This is a genomic window from Thioclava sp. F28-4, assembly GCF_002020045.1.
GTDB classification, from domain to species: domain Bacteria; phylum Pseudomonadota; class Alphaproteobacteria; order Rhodobacterales; family Rhodobacteraceae; genus Thioclava; species Thioclava sediminum.
The window spans coordinates 37,695-60,690 of the sequence record NZ_MPZQ01000002.1 but is presented as its reverse complement, the minus strand read 5'-3'; the positions used below and the strand labels follow the sequence as shown (position 1 = coordinate 60,690).

At 63.8% G+C, this 22,996-nt stretch carries 22 protein-coding genes; 14 read left to right on the top strand and 8 right to left on the bottom strand.

Annotated features, from left to right (window positions below):
- Positions 1-85 precede the first annotated feature (85 nt).
- From BMI87_RS05035 to BMI87_RS05020, 4 genes are all read right to left on the bottom strand, one after another.
- Entirely contained in the window at positions 86-1,183 is a 1,098-nt protein-coding gene (locus BMI87_RS05035) for a TRAP transporter substrate-binding protein (protein ID WP_078520100.1), read from the bottom strand.
- Positions 1,184-1,417: 234 nt separating this feature from the next.
- Positions 1,418-2,248: an arginyltransferase gene (locus BMI87_RS05030; RefSeq protein ID WP_078520099.1), complete on the bottom strand. Its 831-nt coding sequence runs from the start codon at positions 2,246-2,248 to the stop codon at positions 1,418-1,420.
- Between the two features lie 139 nt (positions 2,249-2,387).
- Entirely contained in the window at positions 2,388-2,843 is a 456-nt protein-coding gene (locus BMI87_RS05025; protein WP_078520098.1) for a DUF2852 domain-containing protein, read from the bottom strand.
- 127 nt (positions 2,844-2,970) lie between these two features.
- The gene (locus BMI87_RS05020; RefSeq protein WP_078520097.1) at positions 2,971-3,438 is read right to left on the bottom strand and encodes a YbaK/EbsC family protein; all 468 of its coding nucleotides are present in this window, start codon (positions 3,436-3,438) and stop codon (positions 2,971-2,973) included.
- A gap of 121 nt (positions 3,439-3,559) precedes the next feature.
- Here BMI87_RS05020 and BMI87_RS05015 point away from each other — a divergent pair, with 121 nt between their 5' ends.
- Both BMI87_RS05015 and BMI87_RS05010 read left to right on the top strand, forming a co-directional pair.
- The gene (locus tag BMI87_RS05015) at positions 3,560-6,334 is read left to right on the top strand and encodes a glutamine-synthetase adenylyltransferase (protein WP_078520096.1); all 2,775 of its coding nucleotides are present in this window, start codon (positions 3,560-3,562) and stop codon (positions 6,332-6,334) included.
- Between the two features lie 15 nt (positions 6,335-6,349).
- Complete coding sequence (locus BMI87_RS05010; protein WP_078520556.1) at positions 6,350-6,616, top strand: hypothetical protein; 267 nt, start codon at positions 6,350-6,352, stop codon at positions 6,614-6,616.
- 8 nt (positions 6,617-6,624) lie between these two features.
- Here the strand turns inward: BMI87_RS05010 and eda are convergent, their stop codons facing one another.
- Both eda and edd read right to left on the bottom strand, forming a co-directional pair.
- Positions 6,625-7,266 carry a bifunctional 4-hydroxy-2-oxoglutarate aldolase/2-dehydro-3-deoxy-phosphogluconate aldolase gene (gene eda, locus BMI87_RS05005; protein WP_075775624.1) on the bottom strand — a complete coding sequence of 214 codons (642 nt, stop codon included), beginning with the start codon at positions 7,264-7,266 and terminating at the stop codon, positions 6,625-6,627.
- A 133-nt stretch (positions 7,267-7,399) separates the two neighbouring features.
- Positions 7,400-9,205: a phosphogluconate dehydratase gene (edd, locus tag BMI87_RS05000; RefSeq protein WP_078520095.1), complete on the bottom strand. Its 1,806-nt coding sequence runs from the start codon at positions 9,203-9,205 to the stop codon at positions 7,400-7,402.
- Between the two features lie 240 nt (positions 9,206-9,445).
- On the opposite strand from edd, the gene BMI87_RS04995 reads away from it, so the two are divergent.
- The 7 genes from BMI87_RS04995 (at position 9,446) to BMI87_RS04965 (ending at position 16,052) form a co-directional block, all read left to right on the top strand.
- A complete protein-coding gene (locus tag BMI87_RS04995; protein WP_078520094.1) occupies positions 9,446-10,654 on the top strand; it encodes an RSP_2647 family RNA methyltransferase in 1,209 nt (402 codons plus the stop codon).
- Positions 10,654-11,196 (top strand): RSP_2648 family PIN domain-containing protein, encoded by a 543-nt coding sequence (locus BMI87_RS04990; RefSeq protein WP_078520093.1) that lies wholly within the window; start codon positions 10,654-10,656, stop codon positions 11,194-11,196. Before BMI87_RS04995 ends, BMI87_RS04990 begins: the two co-directional genes overlap by 1 nt.
- Positions 11,197-11,260: 64 nt before the next feature.
- Positions 11,261-11,761, top strand: coding sequence for a DUF2478 domain-containing protein (locus tag BMI87_RS04985; protein WP_078520092.1), 501 nt, complete (start codon positions 11,261-11,263; stop codon positions 11,759-11,761).
- A 106-nt stretch (positions 11,762-11,867) separates the two neighbouring features.
- Positions 11,868-13,322, top strand: coding sequence for a glucose-6-phosphate dehydrogenase (gene zwf, locus BMI87_RS04980; protein ID WP_078520091.1), 1,455 nt, complete (start codon positions 11,868-11,870; stop codon positions 13,320-13,322).
- Positions 13,319-13,990 carry a 6-phosphogluconolactonase gene (gene pgl / locus BMI87_RS04975; protein ID WP_078520090.1) on the top strand — a complete coding sequence of 224 codons (672 nt, stop codon included), beginning with the start codon at positions 13,319-13,321 and terminating at the stop codon, positions 13,988-13,990. Before zwf ends, pgl begins: the two co-directional genes overlap by 4 nt.
- Before the next feature lie 16 nt (positions 13,991-14,006).
- Positions 14,007-15,614, top strand: a complete 1,608-nt coding sequence (gene pgi / locus BMI87_RS04970; protein WP_078520089.1) for a glucose-6-phosphate isomerase — start codon at positions 14,007-14,009, stop codon at positions 15,612-15,614.
- 117 nt (positions 15,615-15,731) lie between these two features.
- Positions 15,732-16,052 carry a hypothetical protein gene (locus BMI87_RS04965; protein ID WP_078520088.1) on the top strand — a complete coding sequence of 107 codons (321 nt, stop codon included), beginning with the start codon at positions 15,732-15,734 and terminating at the stop codon, positions 16,050-16,052.
- Here the strand turns inward: BMI87_RS04965 and BMI87_RS04960 are convergent.
- Positions 16,049-16,474, bottom strand: coding sequence for a DUF1489 family protein (locus BMI87_RS04960; RefSeq protein WP_078520087.1), 426 nt, complete (start codon positions 16,472-16,474; stop codon positions 16,049-16,051). The two genes, BMI87_RS04965 and BMI87_RS04960, sit on opposite strands and share 4 nt — an antisense overlap.
- A 159-nt stretch (positions 16,475-16,633) precedes the next feature.
- On the opposite strand from BMI87_RS04960, the gene BMI87_RS04955 reads away from it, so the two are divergent.
- Together BMI87_RS04955 and BMI87_RS04950 are read left to right on the top strand one after the other, a co-directional pair.
- Positions 16,634-18,898 (top strand): adenosylcobalamin-dependent ribonucleoside-diphosphate reductase, encoded by a 2,265-nt coding sequence (locus BMI87_RS04955; protein ID WP_078520086.1) that lies wholly within the window; start codon positions 16,634-16,636, stop codon positions 18,896-18,898.
- A 550-nt stretch (positions 18,899-19,448) separates the two neighbouring features.
- Positions 19,449-20,087 carry a hypothetical protein gene (locus BMI87_RS04950; protein WP_078520085.1) on the top strand — a complete coding sequence of 213 codons (639 nt, stop codon included), beginning with the start codon at positions 19,449-19,451 and terminating at the stop codon, positions 20,085-20,087.
- Between the two features lie 380 nt (positions 20,088-20,467).
- Here BMI87_RS04950 and BMI87_RS04945 read toward each other — a convergent pair whose 3' ends face one another.
- A complete protein-coding gene (locus tag BMI87_RS04945; protein ID WP_078520084.1) occupies positions 20,468-21,130 on the bottom strand; it encodes a metalloregulator ArsR/SmtB family transcription factor in 663 nt (220 codons plus the stop codon).
- Positions 21,131-21,215: 85 nt separating this feature from the next.
- Here BMI87_RS04945 and BMI87_RS04940 point away from each other — a divergent pair, with 85 nt between their 5' ends.
- From BMI87_RS04940 to BMI87_RS23005, 3 genes are read left to right on the top strand one after another with little or no spacing between them, the layout of a single operon-like run.
- Positions 21,216-22,073, top strand: a complete 858-nt coding sequence (locus BMI87_RS04940; RefSeq protein WP_078520083.1) for a sterol desaturase family protein — start codon at positions 21,216-21,218, stop codon at positions 22,071-22,073.
- Positions 22,066-22,782 (top strand): DUF1499 domain-containing protein, encoded by a 717-nt coding sequence (locus tag BMI87_RS04935; protein WP_168175166.1) that lies wholly within the window; start codon positions 22,066-22,068, stop codon positions 22,780-22,782. The genes BMI87_RS04940 and BMI87_RS04935 overlap by 8 nt, the downstream gene beginning before the upstream one ends.
- Positions 22,727-22,993 (top strand): helix-turn-helix transcriptional regulator, encoded by a 267-nt coding sequence (locus tag BMI87_RS23005; protein ID WP_078520081.1) that lies wholly within the window; start codon positions 22,727-22,729, stop codon positions 22,991-22,993. The genes BMI87_RS04935 and BMI87_RS23005 overlap by 56 nt, the downstream gene beginning before the upstream one ends.
- Positions 22,994-22,996 lie beyond the last annotated feature (3 nt).

Sequence of the window (22,996 nt, the reverse complement as noted above, 5' to 3'; positions counted from 1 at the left end):
AATCTTCGGTCGTCAGGGCATAGAAAAAGCCCCGGCGCAGGTTGCGCCGGGGCTTCGGTTCGCTGGCTTGACCAGTTTGGGCGGCTTACAGCTCGCCTTTGTTGGCTTCGCTCATCATGAAGTAGTCGTAGTTGAACTCGGCCAGCTGTTCCCAGGTGAACCAGTCCTTGCGGAAGTCCTTGATCGAACCCCAGATCTTCGCGAATTCGGCGTTGTTCGCCTCCATCTCCGAATAGACCTCGTTGGCTGCCTTGAAGCAGGCCTGCATGATCTCGGGGGAGAAGGCGCGCAGTTGGGTGCCGTTGGCGACCAGCGTCTTGAGCGCCTTCGGGTTCTTCATGTCGTATTTCTGCAGCATGTCCGCATCGGCCGCCTGCGAGGCGGTGTGCAGGAGCTGCTGATACTGTTTCGGCAGGCTTTCCATCTTCTCTTTCGAGAACATGAAGTGGACCGTCGGGCCACCTTCCCACCAGCCGGGGTAGTAGTAGTAGGGCGCGACTTTGTAGAAGCCGAGTTTCTCGTCGTCATAGGGGCCGACCCATTCGGTCGCGTCGATCGTGCCTTTTTCCAGCGCCGGGTAGATGTCGCCGCCGGCGATCTGCTGCGGCACGAGGCCGAGCTTTTCCATCACCTTGCCCGCGAAACCGCCGACACGCATCTTGAGGCCCTTGAGGTCTTCGACCGTCGAGATCTCCTTGCGGAACCAGCCGCCCATCTGTGCGCCGGTGTTGCCGCCCGGCAGACCGTAGAGGCCCTGCTTGCCGAGGAACTCGTTATAGAGCTCGATGCCGCCGCCGTGGTAGTGCCATGCGTTCATGCCGCGTGCGTTGAGCGAGAAGGGCACGGCCGCGCCGAGCGCCCAGGTCGGATCCTTGCCCCAGAAGTAGTAGCCGACGGTGTGGCAGGCTTCGACCGTGCCGTTCATCACCGCATCGGCGACCTGAAGGCCGGGAACGATCTCGCCAGCCGCGAAGACCTGAATCTTGAAGTTACCGTCCGAGGCTTCCTCGACCATCTTCGACATCACTTCCGCGCCGCCATAGATCGTGTCGAGCGACTTCGGGAAGGACGAGGCGAGACGCCAGGTGATTTGCGGGTTGCTCTGCGCGATCGCGGGGGCTGCCAGCGTGCTCGCGGCCGCGCTGCCCAGCGCGGCTTTCGTCAGAAAGGAACGACGGTCCATTTAGGATCCTCCCATTATTGCTCCGTTGTGCGAGGCCGGTCCTCGCCGCCCGCCTCGTGTCCTCCGCGGCGGGTCTGTCGGGACCGTTTCACCACGGGCCGGGAGTGTCCAGAGTTCACGCGCGCGTAATCGACGGAAGTCACGGAAAAGTTTTAAAAAAATGAGTTGACAACCGGCGTCTGCCGAACGGTTGGGCAATTGCCTGCGAGAGCGACGTCCGTAGCTGGGTGTTGCTCAACTATTGCGTGTATCGGGGAGTTGAATCCGGGCGACCTGTTCCGCGATGGGCGGCACGGAAAGCGGATGAGTCTCGGTCTCGTGCGTGGCCGGATCGCCGAGATCGGTCCACTGCCCGCCCTTGTAGATCTCGAGCGCGGAGAAGTTCGCCTTGTAGTTCATCTTCGGCGAGCCGGGTACCCAATAGCCCAGATAGACGTAGGGTAGGCCCACGCGTTGCGCGATCTCGACATGGTCGAGGATCAGGTAGGTGCCGAGGGAGTCGCGGATCCGCTCGGGCTCGTAGAAGGAATAAACCATCGACAGCCCGTCATCGAGCACATCGGTCAGGCAGGTCGCGATCAGGGCGCGCATGCTGTCTGGCGTGGCGGCGGTCTCGCGATATTCGATCACGCGCGACTTCACGGGCGTCTCCTCGATCATCGCGGCGAATTCGAAGATGTCCATGTCAGCCATGCCGCCATCGGCGTGGCGCGCATCGAGATAGCGGCGGAACAGTGCGAATTGCTCTTCCGTCGCCCAGGGCGAGGTCGCGGTACGCTTTAGGTCGCCGTTTTTCTTCAGCACCCGGCGCTGCGATTTCGACAGTTTGAAATCGGCGACCCGGATGCGCGCCGAAAGGCAGGCGGTGCAATCTGCACAAGAGGGCCGATAGAGCACATTCTGCGAGCGGCGGAAGCCTTGCCGCGACAGCGCATTGTTCAGCTTCTCGGCCGACTCCCCCTGCAATGCGGTGAACAATTTCCGCTCCGACCTGCCGTCCAGATAGGGGCAGGGCTGCGGCGCGGTTACGTAGAACTGCGGTGCAAGCGGAAGCGAATGGCGCATTAGTAGCCTCGTCGGGGAGGGGTCGCGGCAGGCTAGCAAAGGAGCGCGCACCCGCCAAGTGTTTCATGTTGATGACATAGAAAGCGCCCCGGTTACGTCAACCGGGGCGCCGAAATCGCATTGCGAACTGTCTATATGGTTAGGCTTTCGCGTCCTCGGAGGTGTCCTCTGACTGAGCCGCTTCCTTGGCGCGCTCTTCCATGTACTGGTCGAACTCTGCCTTGTCGCGGGCTTCGCGCAGACGGCCGAGGAACTCTTCGAATTCCTGCTGTTCGCGCTGCAGTCGGTCGAGCGTGTCGGCCTTGTAGGCGTCGAACGCCGCGTTGCCGGTCGAACGCGAGACATGGACGCCACCGACGCCGGAGCAACCGAAGCTGCGTTTTTGAACCGCCTGTCCCGTGCGCCAGCGACGCCCGAAGCGGCCGGTGAACAGGATGAAAGCGAGAATGACGAGGCCGAGGGGGCCTGCGAAAATGAAACCGGCCACCATCAGCGCGATCCAGGCGCCGGGGCCGTTCCCATCCATCCAGTTAACGGCGCGGGTAAACCAGTTACCAACCGCGACGGGCATGGAGTTGGTGGAATAGGCGGACATTTGAACCTCCGGGTTGAGCATGTGAATTCCTTTCACATACCCAAGATCGGAAGTCGGGGCGGTTCTTGCAAGGGGGTATGTAAATGATTTTTACATTTTTCTCGCAAATCACCGGATTCGCTTGGTTTTATTCGGTGAAATCGGCTTGTTTCGCGCCGCTGATCCGCTCCAGATCGGCCGGGGCGATGGCGAAAACATGCCGTGGCGTGCCTGCTGCAGCCCAAACGGTGTCGAATTCGAACAGTCGGGGGTCGAGGAAAGCCGTCACCGGGCCGACATGGCCAAGGGGCGCGACGCCGCCGATCGCGAAGCCCGTCTCCGCCCGGATCAGCGCCGCATCGGCCTTGCCCAAAGGCTGGCCCGCGACGGCGTTTGCCTTCTCGGCGCTCACCCGGTTGCCGCCTGCGGTGATGAACAGCACGACATGGCCGCTGTCTTCGCCGCGAAAGATGATGGATTTGGCGATCTGGTCGACCTCGCAGCCTACCGCCTGTGCGGCCATCTCGGCGGTGCGGGCCTCGCCCGGTTCGGTGATCTCGAAGGGCACGCTTGCGGCTTCGAGGGCGGCACGGACGCGTTTGAGGGATTTGCTCATGGCGAGGCTCCAGAGGATTTGAGATCGGGCGCGGGTGCGCCGGGCGGGTGTAGTTATGGCCAGATGTTGCGCGACAGCAATCCCCATTGACCGGCTCGCTCGGCGGCGTAAGCATGGCGCCATGCCGTTTGCCTCGCGTCTCACCCGTTCGCCCCTGCCTTTCGAGCGCGACCGCGCCGCCGAAGCCGAAGAGTTGTTCTCCGATCTCGCGCCGGAGTTGCGCGAATTGCTCGGGGGGACGGCAGGGTGCAGCCCTTATCTCAAAGGCCTGATGGAGAAAGAGGCCGAGTGGCTGCGTCCTGCGATTTCGGGCAATCCCGAAGCGGCGCTGGCCGAAGAGTTCGCGCGGATCACACCCATCAGTCTTGGCGATCTGCCGTCAGAGCTGCGTCGGGCGAAGCGTCGCGTCGCGCTGCTGGCCGGGCTTGCCGATCTGGGCGGTGTCTGGTGTCTCGAAGAAGTGACCGGCGCCTTGACGCGGCTTGCCGATATTGCGGTCGATCTTGCGATGAAGCGGCTGGTGGCCGAGGAAATCCGCCGCGGCAAAATCCCCGGGGCGACCAACGATGATATAGAGAATGCCGCCGGGATGGTCGCGCTCGCGATGGGCAAGATGGGGGCGGGGGAGCTGAACTACTCCTCCGATATCGACCTGATCTGCCTCTTCGATGAAAGCCGCTACGAGCCTGACGATGCGATGGAGGCGCGCAGCGCGCTGATCCGGGCGACGCGCAAGATGGCGGCGATGCTCAACGACCGCACCGCCGAGGGCTATGTCTTTCGCACCGATCTGCGTCTGCGCCCCGATGCCGCCGTCACGCCGGTCTGTATCTCAATGGGGGCGGCGGAGCTCTATTACGAGGCCGAGGGCCGCACATGGGAGCGCGCGGCCTATATCAAGGCGCGTCCCTGCGCGGGTGACATCGCGGCGGGCGAGCAGTTCCTCGAACGGCTGCGGCCCTTCGTCTGGCGCAAGCACCTCGATTTCGCGGCCATTCAGGACGCCCACGACATGCGCCTGCGCATCCGCGAGCATAAGGGGCTGCACGGCCCGATCGAGGTGGCGGGCCACAATATCAAGCTCGGCCAGGGCGGTATCCGCGAGATCGAGTTCTTCACCCAGACCCGGCAACTGATCGCAGGCGGGCGCGACGAGAGCCTGCGCGACCGGACCACCGTGGGCGGGCTGCGCGCGCTCGCGGCGAAGACTTGGGTGCCCGAGGATGCGGCGGAAGAGTTGATCGATCATTACCGCGAGCATCGCGAGATCGAGCACCGTCTGCAGATGGTGGGCGACGCCCAGACCCAGATCCTGCCCGGCAACGAAGAGGGGCTCGCGCGTATCGCCGCGATGATGGGCGAGGGGGATGTGGCGCGCTGGCGCGACCGGCTGCGCGACCGGCTGGAGCGTGTGGAAGGGCTGACGAATGAGTTCTTCGCCCCCGATGCCGCCGCCGAGCGTCCCGAGCTGAGCGAAGCCGCGCGCGAGATCGTCGAGGGCTGGACGGGCTATCCGGCGCTGCGATCCGAACGCGGGCGCGCGATCTTCAAGCGGCTGGAGCCGGAACTGCTCGACCGGATGCGCCGGGCGGCAAATATGGAGGAGGCGCTGACCCAATTCGACGGCTTCCTCAAGGGGCTGCCCGCCGGGGTGCAGTTGTTCTCTCTCTTCGAGGCCAATCCCCAGCTCGTCGATCTGATCGTCGATATCTGCGCCACGGCGCCGGGGCTGGCGAGTTATCTCTCGCGCAATGCCGGGGTGCTGGACGCGGTTCTGGGCGGCTCGTTCTTCGCACCTTGGCCGGGCAAGCCAACCCTTGAGGCCGATCTTGCGCGGCTGCTGGAGCGGGCGGGCGATTACGAGGCGGCTTTGATCGCGGCGCGGCGCTGGGCCAAGGAATGGAAGTTCCGCGTCGGCGTGCATCATCTGCGCGGCCTCGTTGATGCGTCAGAGGCCGCGGGCCAATATGCCGATGTGGCGGGCGCGGTTCTCGGCGCGCTCTGGCCGGTCGTGCAGGGCGAATTCGCGCGTCGCTACGGGCCGTGCCCCGGCAAGGGCGCGGTGGTTCTGGGGATGGGCAGCCTTGGCGCGCAACGCCTGAACGCGCAATCCGATCTCGATCTGATCGTGATCTACGACGCGGACGGGCAGGAGTTTTCGGAAGGGAAGAAGCCCATCGCCTCAAGGGCTTACTACGCGAAGCTCACGCAGGCCCTGATCACCGCGCTCAGCGCGCCGATGCCGGAGGGGATGCTTTACGAGGTTGATATGCGGTTGCGGCCTTCGGGGCGACAAGGGCCCGTCGCGACCTCAGTGCAAAGCTTCGAAAGCTATCAGATGGAGGAGGCCTGGACCTGGGAGCATCTGGCGCTGACCCGCGCGCGGCCCGTCGCGGGATCCGCCGATCTGGCCGACTGGGTCGAGGCGATCCGCCTGAAGGTTCTGGAGGCGAAAGGCGGCGGAGACGCGGTGCTCCACGAGCTGGCGCAGATGCGCGCCCGGATCTTCGCGGCCAAGGCTCCCGATGGCGATTGGGAGGCGAAGGTCGGCCCCGGACGGCTGCAGGATATCGAGCTTCTGGCGCAAAGCTTCGCGCTCCGCGCGGGCGTCCCGGCGCGCAAGGTCGAGGCACAGCTGCGCGCGGGGCCGCGTGGCGGATTCGTGACGCGCGAGGAGGGCGAGCAGCTCGCCACCGCCTATCGCTTCCTCTGGCGGCTACAGGCAGGCGGGCGCTTGCTGAGCGAAAAACGCCTGGATATGGCGGCGATCGGGGAGGGCGGCCGCGCTTTCCTGTTGCGCGAGACGGGGCTGGATGATCTCGATGCTCTGGCGGCGCGTCTGAACGAGGTCACGACCGAGACGGCCGCCATCGTGGACAGGGCTCTGGAGGGCTGAATGGCGCGCAAACTGATGGAATTGAGCGAGGCGGACCCGAAAGGACTGATCCGCGAGAGCTTCAAGATCGACGGAATCACCACGGAAGAGTGCCGCTCGATCTTCATGGATTGGGCGCTGAGCCTTGACCCCGGGATGGATGCGAACGAAGCGATGCGCACCGTGCTCGCGGCCTATCAAGCGCCGCCCGAGCACCCGATGACCCGGGTGCTCGAGGAAGGTCTGACCCGCGAGAGCGGCCCGCCGATGCGGCGGGGCGGCTGGCGGGCACGTCGTCCCTAGCAGGGTGGTTAGCGCGGCAGCGCCGCCGCCTCGCGCGCAAGCGCTTCGATCCCGGCCCAGTCGCCCGATTGCACCATCGCATCGGGCGCGACCCAGGAGCCGCCCGCGCAAAGAACGTTCGGCAGGCTCAGGTAATCATTGGCGTTTTTCATGCTGACGCCGCCTGTCGGGCAGAAGCTGACCTGTGGGATCGGGGCGCCGATCGCCTTCAGCGCAGGCGCGCCGCCCGAGGCTTCCGCCGGGAAGAACTTCAGCACGTCGTAACCCATCTCCAGAAGCTTCATCACTTCCGACGCGGTGGCGGCACCGGGCAGAAGCGGCAGGCCTTCGTCTTCGCAGGCTTTCACCAGCGTTTCGGTCGCGCCGGGCGAGACGCCGAATTTCGCGCCCGCGGCTTTCGCGGCTTTCACATCGGCCGGGGTCAGCAGCGTGCCCGCGCCGACCACGCCGCCTTCGACATCGGCCATCGCACGGATCGCGTCGAGCGCGCAGGGCGTGCGCAGGGTCACTTCCAGCGCAGGCAGGCCGCCCGCGACGAGCGCCTTGGCAAGAGGGGCGGCATGGGCCACATCCTTCACCACGATCACCGGCACGATCGGGGCCAGTTCGCAGATCTTGCGGGCGGATGCGGATTGTTCACTCGGGGTCATCGGATCACTCCAGTCTGGGCCGCCCGCTTGGGCGGAGAGGGCAGGACGCTCCGCGGGGGATATTTATCGCCAAGCCGAAAGCAGAACCCTGTCTTCGCCTTGGTACAAATATCCCCGCCGGAGGCAAGAAAACTCACAGCACCACGGAGGCGCCTTTGGTGGACGGGCCGACATGGGTGCGGAAGGCGCCGAACAGCTCGCGGCCGAGGCCGAACTGGTTGCCGCTGAGGTCGGGCACGACCGGCGTGCGGCTCTCGAAACCTTCGGTCAGGCAGGTCAGCTCGCCCGTCGTCGCGTCGAGCCGCACCATATCGCCGTCCTGCAGCTTCGCAAGCGGTCCGCCATCGGCGGCCTCCGGCGAGACATGGATCGCCGCCGGGACCTTGCCCGAGGCGCCCGACATCCGGCCATCGGTGACCAGCGCCACTTTCAGCCCGCGATCCTGCAGCACGGCGAGGGTCGGGGTCAGCGAGTGCAGCTCCGGCATCCCGTTCGCCTTCGGCCCCTGGAAGCGCACGACCACGATCGTGTCGGAGGTGAACTCACCGTTCTTGAAGGCGTCCTTCACCTCGTGCTGCTCCTTGAAGACGCGGACCGGCGCTTCGATCACATGGCGCTCGGGCTTGACGGCGGAGACCTTGATCACGCCACGCCCGAGATTGCCTTCGAGCTGCTTGAGGCCGCCGGTTTTCTGGAACGGATCGGCGGGCTTGCGTAGGATTTTCTCGTTCTGGCTCTCGGGGTCGGACTCTTCCCAGATCAGACCGCCCTCGGTGATCTTCGGCTCCTGCGTGTAGCGGGTGAGGCCGTCGCCCGCGACAGTCTTGGCGTCCTCGTGCAGCAGGCCCGCCTCCAGCAGATGACGGATCATGAATTGCAGCCCGCCCGCCGCATGGAAGTGGTTCACGTCGGCGAGGCCGTTCGGATAGACCTTCGCCATCAGCGGCACGACCGAGGAAATCTCGTCGAAATCTTCCAGATCGAGCACGATCCCGGCGGCGCGTGCCATCGCGGGCAGGTGCAGGACATGGTTGGTCGAGCCACCCGTCGCCATCAGGCCGACCATGCCGTTCACGAAGGCTTTCTCGTCGAGCACTTCCGAGGCCGGGCGGTAGTCGTTGCCAAGCGCGGTGATCTCGGCGGCGCGTTTCGCGCCTGCCACCGTCAGTGCCTCGCGCAGCGGCGTGTTCGGGTTCACGAAGGACGCGCCCGGAAGGTGCAGCCCCATGAACTCCATCAGCATCTGGTTGGTGTTCGCGGTGCCGTAGAAGGTGCAGGTGCCCGGGCCGTGATAGGAGGCCATCTCGGCGGCCATGAGCGCATCGCGGCCAACTTCGCCCGCGGCGAATTGCTGGCGCACCTTGGCTTTCTCGTCATTGGGCAGCCCGGTGGTCATCGGCCCGGCGGGGATGAAGATCGCCGGGATATGCCCGAAGGTCGCCGCCGCCATGATCAGGCCGGGCACGATCTTGTCGCAGACGCCCATGTAGAGCGCCGCGTCGAAGGTGTTGTGGCTCAGCGAGACCGCCGCCGCCATCGCGATCACGTCACGCGAGAAGAGCGACAGGTCCATCCCCGGCTGGCCCTGCGTAACCCCGTCGCACATCGCAGGAACGCCGCCCGCGACCTGTGCGGTGGCGCCGACTTCGCGCAGCGCCGTCTTGATCGTCTGCGGGAAGGTCTCGAAAGGCTGGTGCGCCGAGAGCATGTCGTTATAGGCGGTGACGATGCCCACATTGGGGGCGCGATCACCGGCGAGCGTGTCTTTGTCCTCGCCCATGGCCGCATAGGCGTGGGCCTGATTGCCGCAGCTGAGATGCGCGCGGGCGGGGCCTGCATCGGCAGCCGCCTGCATCCGGGCAAGATAGTCGCCGCGCGGGCCTTCGGAGCGGGCGCGGATTCGGTCGGTCACACGGGCGATTGTGGCATCGAGGGTCATCGGCGGGGCCTTTCCTTGCTATGCATCTCATGCGGAACATGCAGCCCTTGCGGGCCGCTCGCGCAGCGGGCGCGGATCGCGGTCGCTTCTTCGCTATCATGTTAGCGCTAACGTCGCAACCCGTTCCCTTTGCGGATTATCTGGGGCAGAGCGGGGATGCGGCAAGCGCGAGGGCTTTCGCGCCGGGTCGCTTGGCGCTAGGAAGGCGGCGCTTGAGACAGCGCGCGCAAGGAGCATCCGATGAGCCAGTCCGAAGACACCGCCACCCGCCCGACCGTTCGGCTGCGCCCGAAGGCCGAGGCCCGCGCGATCCGCCACGGCTTTCCTTGGGTCTATGCCGATGAGCTGGTGACCGACCGGCGCACCAAGGCGATCGCGCCCGGCACGATCGCGACGCTGGAGGATGGCGAGCGCCGTCCGCTCGCGACGGTGACGGTCAACCCGAACTCGAAGATCATCGGCCGGGTGATGAGCCGCGACGCGGAGGCGGTGATCGACCGCGACTGGATCGCCGCGAAGCTGTCCCGCGCGCTGGAGATGCGGGCGCGGCTTTTCGATGCGCCGTTCTATCGTCTGGTCCATGCCGAGGCGGACGGGCTGCCCGGCGTCATCATCGACCGCTTCGGCGATGCGGCGGTGATCCAGCCGAATGCGGCATGGTCGGAGGTGATGATCGCCGATCTCGAGGCCGCGCTGGCCGAGGTGACGGGCGTCACGACGATCATCAAGAACGCGGCAGGGCGCGCGCGCGCACTCGAAGGGCTGGACGAGGAAATGCTCACCTTGCGCGGCGGGATCGAGGCGCCGGTCGAGGTGCCGATGAATGGCGCGATCTATCTCGCCGATCTGCTGGGCGGGCAGAAGACGGGGCTGTTCTACGATCAGCGCCCGAACCATGCTTTCGCCGCACGGCTGGCGGAGGGCGCGCGAGTCCTCGACGTCTTCTCCCATGTGGGCGGCTTCGCGCTGGCCGCGCTGGCAGGTGGTGCGACCTCGGCGCTGTCGGTCGATGCCTCGGCTCCGGCGCTGGATCTTGCGACCAAGGGTGCGGCCGCGATGGGCATGGCGGACCGGTTCGCCACGCGGCAGGGCGATGCCTTCGACACGCTCGACGCTTTGAGCCGGGAAGGGGAGCGTTTCGATCTGGTGATCTGCGATCCGCCCGCCTTCGCGCCCGCCAAGCCCGCACTGCAGGCGGGGCTGCGCGCCTATGAGCGGATCGCTCGGATGGCCGCGCCGCTGGTCGAGCCGGGCGGCTATCTGGTGCTGTGCTCCTGCTCGCATGCCGCCGATCTGTCGCAATTCCGCGCAGCCTGCACGCGCGGCATCGGCAAGGCAGGGCGGTCGGCGCAGCTGATCCATACCGGCTATGCCGGGCCCGATCACCCGATGCTGCCGCAGCTAGCGGAATCGGGCTATCTGAAATCCCTGTTCTTCCGGCTCGACTGATGCGGGTCGTGCTCGATGCCTGCGTGCTCTATCCGACGGTGCTGCGCGAGATCTTGATCGGGGCGGCGAAGGCGGGGCTCTACCGTCCGCTCTGGTCGGCGCGCATCCTCGAGGAATGGGCGCGCGCCGCCGCCCGCCGCGCGCCTGCCGATGAGGCCATCGCGCGCGGCGAGATCGCGCTCTTGCGCGCGGGGTTCCCGAAGGCCGAGATTTCCGCTCAGCCGGGGATCGAGGCGCGGCTGGTGCTGCCCGACGAGAATGACCTCCATGTTCTGGCGGTGGCGATTGCGGGCAGTGCCGATGCGATCCTCACATTCAACGCGCAGGATTTTCCGCGTGGGACCTTGGCGGGCGAGGGGCTGGAGCGGCGCGATCCGGACGGCTTCCTCTGGCGGCTTCTGTCCGAGCATCCCGAGCAGATGCGCACCATCACCGAGGCCGTCCGTTCCGAAGCCGAGCGCCTGTCGGGCGAGCCGCAGCCGATCCGGGCGCTGATGAAACGCGCGCGTCTGCCGCGCTTCGGCAAGGCACTGGCGGCGTGATCTCGCGCTGCCTGTCCGGGTGTCGCCCCTTGACCGCCCGCGAAAGCCTCGCCAAACAGGCGCAATGATCGGGTTCATCACATGCCAAGAGCGCGGCGCGGCCGACAAGCTCCTTGCCCAGCTCGCCGACAGGCTGCTGTCGCAGGGGCGCGACGTGATCGGCATGGTGCGCGCCGAGGTGCCGCAGCGCTTCGAGTGCGAAATGCATCTGCGCCTTTTGCCCGAGGGCGAAACCCGCACGATCTCGCAGGATCTGGGGCAGGGCGCGGGGGCCTGTTCGCTCGATGCAGGCGCGCTCGAAGAGGTCGTCGCGCAGGTCGGTCATGCGCTTGAGATGGCGCAGCCGGGTGCCATCGTGATCCTCAACAAATTCGGCAAACAGGAGGCCGCAGGGCGCGGGTGTCGCGACCTGATCGCGCAGGCAATGGCCTCCGATTTTCCGGTCCTTCTGTCCGTTCCGCCCGAAACGCGCGCCGATTTCATGACTTTCGCAGATGGTATGGCCGAAGAAATCGTGCCGGAAATTCAGGCGCTTGAGGCATTTCTTTCGCGTGAGAGCGCTTAATCCGCGCCCTCGCGTTGTCTCGTGTCGCTCCCATGCTAGACTTGTTCAGGTAAGGTGAGTAAAAGGGGGTCGTTAGCGCTAACGGACCCCAAACACGGAGCAGCCCATGGTTTCGCGCGTCATTCCCGTCGATCGTTTCGACCTGGTGATTTTCGGCGCCACTGGCGACCTCGCCAATCGCAAAATTCTCCCCGGCCTGTTTCGCCGCTATTGCGCGGGGCAAATCCCTGATGGGTCCACCATCATCGGGGCTGCCCGCTCGGAGATGACCCCCGAGGAGTTCCGCGACCAGACCCGCGCCGCGATCGCCGAATTCGGCGGCAATAAATGCGACGACGAAGGCGCGCTGGACGGCTTCCTGCCGATGCTCGACTATGTCGCGATCGACGCGAAAGGCGATGGTGGCTGGGACGATCTGAAGTCGAAAGTCCGCGACGACACCGTCAATGCGTTCTACTTCTCGGTGGCTCCGGCGCTGTTCGGCGATCTGGCCGAGCGACTCCACACGCGCGGTATCGCGGGTCCGGAGGCGCGGATCGTGGTCGAGAAACCTTTCGGGCGCGACCTCGCCTCGGCCAAAGCGCTCAACGCGGCGCTGGCGGAGTATTTCGACGAGACGCAGATCTACCGGATCGACCATTACCTCGGCAAAGAGACCGTGCAGAACCTGATGGCGGTGCGCTTCGCCAACATCCTGTTCGAGCCGCTCTGGAACAGCCAATTTGTTGATCATGTGCAAATCACCGTGGCTGAAACGGTGGGCGTCGGCGGTCGCGGGTCGTATTATGACAAGTCGGGCGCGATGCGTGACATGGTGCAAAACCACATGATGCAGCTTCTGTGCCTGATCGCGATGGAGCCGCCCTATCACTTCGATCCCGATGCGGTGCGCGACGAGAAGCTCAAGGTGATCCGCGCGCTCCAGCCCGTCCAGCCTGCCGATATCGTGCGCGGTCAATACGCGGCCAGCAAGGATGCGCCCGGCTATCTCGAAGATGCCGAGGACCCGGAGTCGACGACCGAGAGCTATATCGCGATGAAATGCCATGTCGCGAACTGGCGCTGGGTGAACACGCCCTTCTATCTGCGCACCGGCAAGCGGCTGCGCGCGCGCACTTCCGAGATCGCGATCACCTTCAAGGAGCCGCCGCACCAGATCTTCGACGACGCCGAGGGCGAGTGGCGCGAGAACGTGCTCGTGATCCGGCTGCAGCCCAATGAGGGCATGAACCTGAAGATGATGATCAAGGAGCCGGGGCCGGGCGGGATGCGCCTCGTGCAGGTGCCGCTCGACATGTCCTTCGCGGACGCTCTGGGCGAGGAGGCCGACATCACCGACGCCTATGAACGCCTGATCATGGATGTGATCCGGGGCAACCAGACGCTGTTCATGCGCGGTGACGAGGTCGAGGCGGCCTGGGCCTGGACCGACCCGATCATCGAGGGTTGGGAGGCGCGTGGCGACAAACCTCAAACCTATGACAGCGGCGCGTCGGGGCCGGATGACGCGCTGATGCTGATGCATCGCGACGGACGCCGCTGGCGGGAGATTCGTGAATGAATTTTGAGAGTTATCCCGATCGCGAGATGCTGATGATGGGGCTTGCGGACCGCATCGCGAGCCAGTTGCGCGCGTCGATCAACAACGAGGGCCGCGCGACCTTGTCGGTGCCCGGCGGCTCCACGCCGGGACCGATCTTCGACATCCTTTCCGACATTGATCTGGACTGGTCGAAGGTCGCGGTGCTCCTCAATGACGAGCGTTGGGTGCCCGAGAGCTCGGAGCGTTCGAACACGCGTCTGATCCGTGCGCGGCTCCTGAGGGGTCGGGCGGCAGCGGCGACGCTTGTACCGCTCTATGCCGAGGCGGAACGTCCCGAGGACAAGATGGAAGAACTGGCCGAAGGCATCGCGCCGCATCTGCCGATCTCCGTCCTGCTTCTGGGCATGGGTGCGGATATGCACACGGCGAGCCTGTTCCCGGGTGCCGACCGGCTGAAAGAGGCGCTGTCGAACGATGCGCCGATCCTGCTGCCGATGCGGGCCGAAGCTGCGGGCGAGCCGCGTATCACCCTGTCCGCGCCCGTGCTACGCGACGCGATGTATACGCATATCCTGATCACCGGCGCGGAGAAGCGCGCGGCGATCGAAGCGGCCGAGAGGCTCCCCGTGGAACAGGCGCCGGTGCGCGCCGTTCTCAAGGACGCGACCGTTCACTGGGCTGAATAACTGGGCAGAGCAAGCGATGACCATCTGGCAAGACCTCCTCGACAAGGCGCAATCCGTACAATCCCGCGAAATCGGAGAATTGTTCGAAAAGGGTAATCGCGCTGCGGGGTTCAGCCGCGAAACCGGGCCGTTTCTGTTCGATTTCTCTAAGACCAATATCGATGCGGAGACGCTCGATCTGCTGGTGAAGCTGGCCGAGGAGAAGGAGGTCGCGGCCCGCGCCGAGGCGATGTTCACCGGTGAGAAGATCAACGACACCGAGGGTCGCGCGGTGCTGCATACCGCGCTGCGCAATCTCGACACGGACGTGTTCGTCGATGGCGAGAACGTCATGCCCGAGGTCCGCGCGACCTATGCCCGGATGGAAGCGTTTGCGCGCGATGTCCGCGAGGGCAAGTTCACGGGGCAGGGCGGCAAGATCACCGATGTGGTGAATATCGGCATCGGCGGCTCGGATCTGGGCCCGGCGATGGCGACGCTGGCGCTTGCGCCCTATCACGACGGGCCGCGCTGCCATTTCGTCTCCAACGTGGACGGGGCGCATATCCATGACACGCTGGCCGGTCTGAACCCGGAAACGACGCTGGTGATCGTCGCCTCGAAGACCTTCACCACGATCGAGACGATGACCAATGCGGAGACCGCGAAGCGGTGGATGGCCGAGAAGGTCGCGGATCCGGCGCAGCAATTCGCGGCGCTCTCGACCTCGGCTGAGAAGACCGCCGCCTTCGGGATCGATCAGGCTCGCGTCTTCGGCTTCGCCGATTGGGTCGGCGGGCGTTATTCGATGTGGGGGCCGATCGGGCTGTCGCTGATGATCGCGATCGGGCCGGAGGGTTTCGCGGGGTTCCTCAAGGGCGCCGCCACGATGGACGCGCATTTCCGCGACGCTGAGTTCAAGGACAACCTGCCAGTGCTGCTGGCGCTTGTCGGCATCTGGCACAACCAATTCTGCGACTACGCGACCCGCGCGGTTCTGCCCTATGATCAACGGCTTGCGCGTCTGCCGGCCTATCTCCAGCAGTTGGAGATGGAGAGCAACGGCAAGCGCGTCAGCATGGATGGCAAGGACCTGCCCTACAATTCCGGCCCCGTCGTCTGGGGCGAGCCCGGCACCAACGGCCAGCACGCGTTCTATCAGCTGATCCACCAGGGCACGCGGGTCATTCCGTGCGAATTCATGGTCGCAGCCGAGGGGCACGAGCCCGATCTGGCGCATCAACATACGCTGCTCGTGGCCAACTGTCTGGCGCAATCCGAGGCGCTGATGCGCGGGCGCTCGCTGGCTGAAGCGACTGAGATCATGCGCAAGAAGGGCTTCGAGGGCGACGAGTTGGACCGTCAGGCGCGGCACCGCGTCTTCCCGGGCTCGCGGCCGTCGACCACGCTGCTTTATCCGAAGCTCACGCCGGAGGTCTTCGGCGGGATCGTCGCGCTTTACGAGCATCGCGTATTCGTCGAGGGCGTGATCCTCGGCATCAACAGCTTCGACCAGTGGGGCGTGGAACTGGGCAAGGAGCTGGCGCTCGCGCTCGCTCCGGTGCTGAAGGGCGAGGATGCAGGCGAGGGCAAGGACGGCTCCACCCGGCAGCTCGTCGCGCGGGTGCAATCGCTGCGCGGCTAGATCAAGCTTCGTTGACGGTGCCGCCTCCGGGCGGAACCGGGGCGAACATCTGTCCGTTCGGCTTGAAGGCGGGGTGTAGCGCCCCGCCGTCTGACGTTCGAACAAAGGAATTCCACGATGATCGACTCGATGGAAAATAGCCCCGAAGGCGTGGTCGGTCTGATCGCCTCCGGCACCGTTCTTAAACATGATGTGACCGAGGCGATGCGCCTCGTCGGGTCTGCGGATCGGATGATGGTCGTCGTCGCGCCGCGCTTCGATGGCTACATGGCGGAACTGATCGGCGGGCTGCGCCAAAGCTGCGAAGACGGTCAGGCCGGGCGCTGCGCGCTGGTTGTGCCGGAGGATATGCGCTCCGAGGCGAGCATGCAGGGCGAGGGCGGCGCATTTCGCATCTTCACCGCGCAGGCAGAGGCGGAAAGCTGGCTCGCCGCTTAACGCAGGCCGATTTCCGACAGCGCCACGGCAAGCTCGCGGGGCAGGGCCTCTTCGCGGGCGCGGCCTTTGGGCAGATCGCGGGGCGCATCCTCGGGGCTGAGGTAACGCCAGCCCTGGAAGGGGCGGCGCATCAGCGCCTCGGTGCGGACGACCTCGCGGTCGAGCACGATGGCGCAGCGCGCGATCCCGTCCGCGCCCATCACTTCGGACAGTTCCAGAATGCGTTGACGTGCCAGCACCGCGCCCTTGAAGACCCAGTATAGCGACCCGCCGTTCAGGATCTCATCCGCGCGTTTCGGCCACATGCGTGTGACATGCATGGCCGGACCCTTGCCGTAACGGCTGGCCTGCCACGCGATCAGGTCTTCGACCTTCTCGGCGCCGACGCATAGCTTGATCAGATTCACCACTTTGTCACCCATGCCCCTTAATTAGGTTTTCGCTCCCGCGACGGCAATGTCCGATTTGCGTCTGGTCATGCGAAGAGGCCTTAGGTATAGTGTCAGCCCGCCCCCGACGCACGATATGCGGAGGGGGCGCTCGATTTTTACCTCACTCGAACTGCTGCCAGCGAGGACCTCATGAGCCGTTTTGCCGCCCCGATTGCCGAACAGATCTGGGACATGAAATACCGTCTGAAGGAACAGGACGGGACCCCGATCGACGCGACCGTTGAGGATAGCTGGCGCCGGATCGCGCGCGCCTTGGCCGAGGTCGAGGATAAGCCCGCGAAATGGGAAGAGAAATTCTACGGCGCGCTGGAAGATTTCAAATATCTCCCCGCAGGCCGGATCGCGGCAGGTGCCGGCACCGGCCGCGCGGTGACGCTGTTCAACTGCTTCGTCATGGGAACGATCCCTGACAACATGGGCGGCATCTTCGACATGCTGAAGGAAGCCGCGCTGACGATGCAGCAGGGCGGGGGAATCGGCTACGACTTCTCCACCATCCGCCCGCGCGGGGCCGAGGTGAAGGGCGTTGCCGCCGACGCCTCCGGCCCGCTGAGCTTCATGGATGTCTGGGATGCGATGTGCCGCACGATCATGTCGGCGGGCTCGCGGCGCGGCGCCATGATGGCGACGATGCGCTGCGATCACCCCGATATCGAGAGCTTCATCACCGCCAAGCAGGATTCGGCGCGGCTGAGGATGTTCAACCTGTCCGTGCTGGTGACCGACGCGTTCATGGAGGCCGTGAAGGCCGACGGTCCGTGGGATCTGAAATACGGCGACAAGGTCTATCACACGCTGAACGCCCGTGATCTGTGGAACAAGATCATGCGTGCTACCTATGACTATGCCGAGCCGGGCGTGATCTTCATCGACCGCATCAACAAGATGAACAACCTCAACTATGTCGAGCAGATCGCCGCGACCAATCCCTGCGGCGAGCAGCCCCTGCCGCCCTATGGCGCGTGCCTGCTGGGCTCGATCAACCTCGCACGTCTGGTGACGAACCCGTTCGAGGCGGATGCGGGTCTGGACCCCGAGCAGCTCGACGAGATGGTGCGCCTTGCCATCCGCATGATGGATAACGTGGTCGACGCCTCGCGCTTCCCGCTGGAGCAGCAGCGCGTTGAGGCGCAGAACAAGCGCCGCATCGGTCTGGGCGTGACCGGTCTCGCCGACGCGCTTCTGATGCTTGGCCTGCGCTATGGCTCGGAAGAGGCGGCCGCGCAGACCGAAGCCTGGATGAAGCAGATCGCGCGGGCGAGCTATCTCGCCTCGGTCGATCTGGCCAAGGAGAAAGGTCCGTTCCCGCTCTTCGATGCCGAGAAATACCTCGCCTCGGGCAACATGATGCAGATGGACGACGACGTGCGCGAGGCGATCCGCGAGCACGGAATCCGCAACGCGCTGCTGACCTCGATCGCACCCACGGGAACCATTTCGCTTTATGCGGGCAACGTGTCCTCGGGTATCGAGCCGGTCTTCGCCTATGCCTACAAGCGCAAGGTGCTGCAGCCCGACGGCTCGCGCACCGAGGAAGAAGTGGTTGATTACGCGGTGCAGATGTGGCGCGACAAGTTCGGGGACAAACCGCTGCCCGACTATTTCGTCAACGCCCAGACCCTCGCGCCGATGGATCACGTCCGGATGCAGGCCGCTGCGCAGAAATGGATCGACAGCTCGATCTCCAAGACCATCAACTGCCCCGAGGATATCCCCTTCGAGGCGTTCAAGTCGGTCTATATGGAAGCCTGGGACACCGGCTGCAAAGGCTGCACCACCTACCGTCCGAACGACGTGACGGGCTCGGTTCTCAGCGTGTCGGAGAAATCCGAAGACGCGCCGGAAGTCGATGAGGGCGCCGATGTGGTCTACCTGACCGAGCCGCTGGACCGTCCCGCGGCGCTCGAAGGCTCGACCTACAAGATCAAATGGCCGGGCTCGGAGCACGCGATCTACATCACGATCAACGACATCGTCCAAGGCGGTCACCGCCGTCCCTTCGAGGTCTTCATCAACTCCAAGAACATGGAGCATTTCGCCTGGACCGTGGCGCTGACCCGGATGATCTCGGCGGTGTTCCGGCGCGGTGGCGATGTGTCCTTCGTGGTCGAGGAGCTCAAAGCCGTGTTCGATCCGCGCGGCGGGGCCTGGATGCAGGGCAAATACATCCCCTCGATCCTCGCGGCGATCGGCGGCGTGATCGAGCGTCACATGATCTCGATCGGCTTCCTCGAAGGCGAAGGGTTAGGCCTGAAATCCGACCCCGAGGCAGACCGCATGGCCATCGGCGAAGCCCCCCGCGGCAAAGCCTGCCCGTCCTGCGGCTCCTACGCCCTGCGGATGGTCGAAGGCTGCATGACCTGCGCCGATTGCGGCCACTCCAAATGCGGCTGAGCCGGGTGAGTTGAAGAAGCCAGAAAAAGCAAATGAGTGCGCAGGCGAAAGCATAAGTCTGCGCACGACCTGTCAAGCTAGAATTGAAACTGGCAGACGCGCCTATTGGCATGGAGCGCACTTAGTGCTTCAAGAAATAGGCCGATGGCTCGACTAAGACCGTCGCGTTGCCCACGGGCTGAATCGTCGCCTCGTAGCCACCTGCTTTCATGCGGCGTAAATGGGATTTCTGCTCTGGGACCTTCCAGCAGTAAGGCTGGAAACGGCCCAAAGCGGTCCTTGGTGCCAAATGCAGGGGATGTCCGGCTCCCACCATCAGCGTTCTCACTCAGTCTCGGGCCGTATGTCATCGGCGCTGGCCTCTTGGCAAAGAAATGACATCAACCAACCCGACCAGCAGGTGCAACAAGTAGCTTAAATTAAGCAAATCCTGTCCGAGAGTTGGGGCGTAGCTCAAAGCAACGTTGCATCGCTGCAGTAGACGAAATGATCGAACTGGTTGATTGACCAGTATCATAGCTGGATACACTAAAAGGTGATGGGATAGGCCATGAGCCAACCCGGTAAAGCCCCATCAAGACAGCCCTCTTATGTCCAACTGATAGCGTTTCAGTTGATCGCGGCGGCATTAACACCTTTGGCGGCATTTTTCTCTACGGGAATACTTTACCAGTTATGGTCGCTGTCGGATGCGGAAGCCCTCCAATGGTCCGGCCTCGAGCCAGTCTTTTTCATGATGACATACTGGCCGATCGCGGCGATCGCCGTCCTTCCGAATACATTCTTATTTCTTTGGATGATGAGGAGGCGGTTGCTCGGTTCGCTTGCTATCTTGGCGATCGGGTTTCTCATTAGTTCGTTGTCTGGAATATCTTTTATCTCAATATTACAAAGCACTCTTCAGCCTGCGGAGGATATTTTTGTCGGAATCCTCCCAGAAAATTATCATCCACCAAAAATATGGCACGATGAGGCCTACTTTATTCGCGTGCTCGCCGTAGACGGCGTGATCACCTATGGGGCGTGGTATTCAACGATTATAAGCCTTCTATTTCGCGGTCTTCCGCTTCCTATCCGGCACCTTGAAAAAGCGAGCGGTTACGCAGTGGGGATAGTAGTATTCGTTTCCGTCTGCGCGCTGCTCTTCGCGAGCGCGATCTTGTTCTACACGCTGAACGCGAAGGCTTAGAGTAGATCCTCTGGCATGCCTTCCCAGTGCCCGTTTGGCTTCCCGTCTGCGGTTCGCAGCAGCGGATCACAGTGGTCGAGAGAGTTGTTTCTCCGTTGCCCAATGATGAGAAATCCCCGCTTTTCTGCCATTGGCGGGCACCGTAGCGAACTTCCGCTTCCCGTCCTTCCTGCTTCGGCGCAGTGAACGGCCCAAACCCGACATTCGAGCATCGCGTAGAGTGGGTCAGCAGGCGGTCCGTAGCAGACACTAAGCTGAGGTTGCTTTCTCCATAAGATCTCATGTGAAGTCTGGGCGAGTCATCATGGCATTTCGAAAGGCCTCGCACGCAGTGCGCTCACATAGTCAGATCGACCCGTAGCGGCATCGGCCTTTGTAAATCAGGATGTCGACCGAATGGTTCGACCGTCTTCGCGCCATTCAGGCAGACCGCCGTCAAGACGACGGGCATTGAAACCATTCTTGCGCAAGAACGCCACGGCTTGGTGGGCGTAGACGCAGTATGGACCACGACAATAGGCCACAATTTCGGTGTTCCGGTCGAAGTCCGTCAGGAACTTGTCCAGCTCCGTCACGGCCATGTTGAGCGCGCCCGGGATATGGGCATGGGCAAATTCGTCGGCGGGGCGCACGTCGAGGACGGTCACCGACCCTTCACTCAGTCGAGCGGCAAGCTCGTCGCGGTTGATCGGTTCCGGCGCGTCTTCGCCGTTCGATAGCCCGCGCAGAATCTCCCCAACCTGTGCGAGGTTTCTTTCGGCCACATCGCCCAAAATCCCCAACAACGTCAGCGTCCTCGCATCGGTCAGCCTGTAGATTATCGCCTTGCCATCGCGCCGACTGGTGACAAGGCCAGCGCGCCGCAATTGCTGCAAATGCTGCGAACAGTTCGCTACAGTGAGCCCGGTTTTTTCCGCAAGCGCCTCTACCCTGCGCTCGCTCTGGGCGAGCTGCTCAAGAAGCATAAGGCGTGCGGGGGCCGACAAGGCCCGCGCGACAAGGGCGTATTCTTCGAGAAGGGCCATCTTCGGGCTAATTGACATGGGCTGCCTCGGAATATTACATCATTCAATCGAATAATTGAATGATAGCGAACCCAGCCTGCGCCACAAGAGCAAAGCCGATCACATGACCGAAACGATCCTCTCTGCCGAGCCGAAGATCCGACTTGCCGCTTTCTTGGGCGTGTTGGCGGCGATGGCGTTGTGGGAGCTCGCGGCCCCCCGGCGGCGCAGAGAGATCCCGCGCTTGATCCGTTGGACCAACAATATCGCCCTGGTCTTTATAGATACGGTGATCCTGCGCCTGGCATTCCCGATCCTCGCAGTCGGATTGGCCGTCATGGCCGAGGACCGTGGCTGGGGGCTGTTCAACAATCTGGAGTGGCCGACTTGGGCGGCCATCCTTGTTTCGATGCTGGTGCTCGATTTGGCGATCTACCTTCAGCATGTCATGTTCCACGCGGTTCCCGGACTTTGGCGTCTGCATAGGATGCACCATGCCGATCTCGACTTCGACGCAACGACGGGCCTGCGGTTCCATCCGCTGGAAATCCTGATCTCGATGGGGATCAAACTGGCGGTGGTCGCGGCGCTCGGGCCACCTGCGGTCGCGGTGCTGCTGTTCGAGGTGATCCTGAATACGACCGCGCTTTTCAACCACGCTAATATCGATCTGCCGCGTCCGGTTGATAGAGTGCTGCGCCTGATCGTGGTCACGCCCGACATGCATCGCGTCCACCATTCCGTCGACCCGCGTGAGACCAATTCGAACTACGGCTTCAACCTGCCCTGGTGGGATCGGCTATTGGGCACCTATGTCGCGCAACCGGCAAAGGGGCATCAGGACATGGAGATCGGGATCGAACAGTTCCGCACGCGTCGTGATCTTTGGATCGACAGGATGCTGATCCAGCCGCTGCGCGGCCCAGCTTCGGGTCATGCTCTCGACCCACGCATCGCGGTGGAGGAAGATACAGATGCTTGAATTCATAACGCGACGCCTTGGCTATGTGGCGATCTTTCTGGGCCTTGTGTCCCTTGCACTTCTTGCTTTGTCCGTCTGGGGTTATCGTGCGGGCGGATGGCCTTGGCCCCAAGCCTATAACATCGCCGGTTGGGGTGTCTGGGCGGCATTAGTGGGGGTCGTCGCAGCGCTCGTGACGTTGGCGGGGGCTATCCGCAAGAGGCGCGGTGCCAGCAGTGCGCTGATTGGCCTGATCCTGTCATTACCTGTTGCAGGCCTCGGAGTGGCTTTCGAAATTGCTGCTCGGACGACACCGCCGATAAACGACATCTCGACCGATACCGAAGACCCGCCGGTCTACTGGTTCACCGCAACCCCAACGGACTACCCGGCTCAGAATGCCGAGCCACAACGCGCCGCCTATCCGGACGTGCGCCCGCTGGACCTTCCGATCCCGGTCGAAGATGCCTTCGCAGAGGCGTTGGCCCTTGTTGAAACGCGTGGCTGGGAGGTTCTCTCGACCGACCCTGCGGAAAACCAGATTGAAGCCATCGCCCGAAGCCGCATCTTCGGCTTCGAGGACGAAGTGGCAGTTCGGGTTACCGACATCCAGACAGGCAGCCGCATCGACATGCGGTCACGCTCGCGCCTTGGGCAGATCGACCGCGGGGCCAATGCCCGACGCATCGAGGCGTTCCTTGCGGAGCTGCAAGCACAAGTCACCGAATAAGATCGATCGGCAACGCAATGTGCTCGACGGACTGCTTCAGGGCCGGACACACAAGGAAATCGCGAGGATGCTCGGGATTTCCCAGCTCACAGCGAGGGTATATCAGGAGCGCTTGATGGAGAAATTCGGCGTCGCCAGCCGGGTAGAATTGATCGTCTGCGCGTCTAACGGGCACCTCCCCAAAGATGAAAGATCAAGTCAGCAAAACTGACGC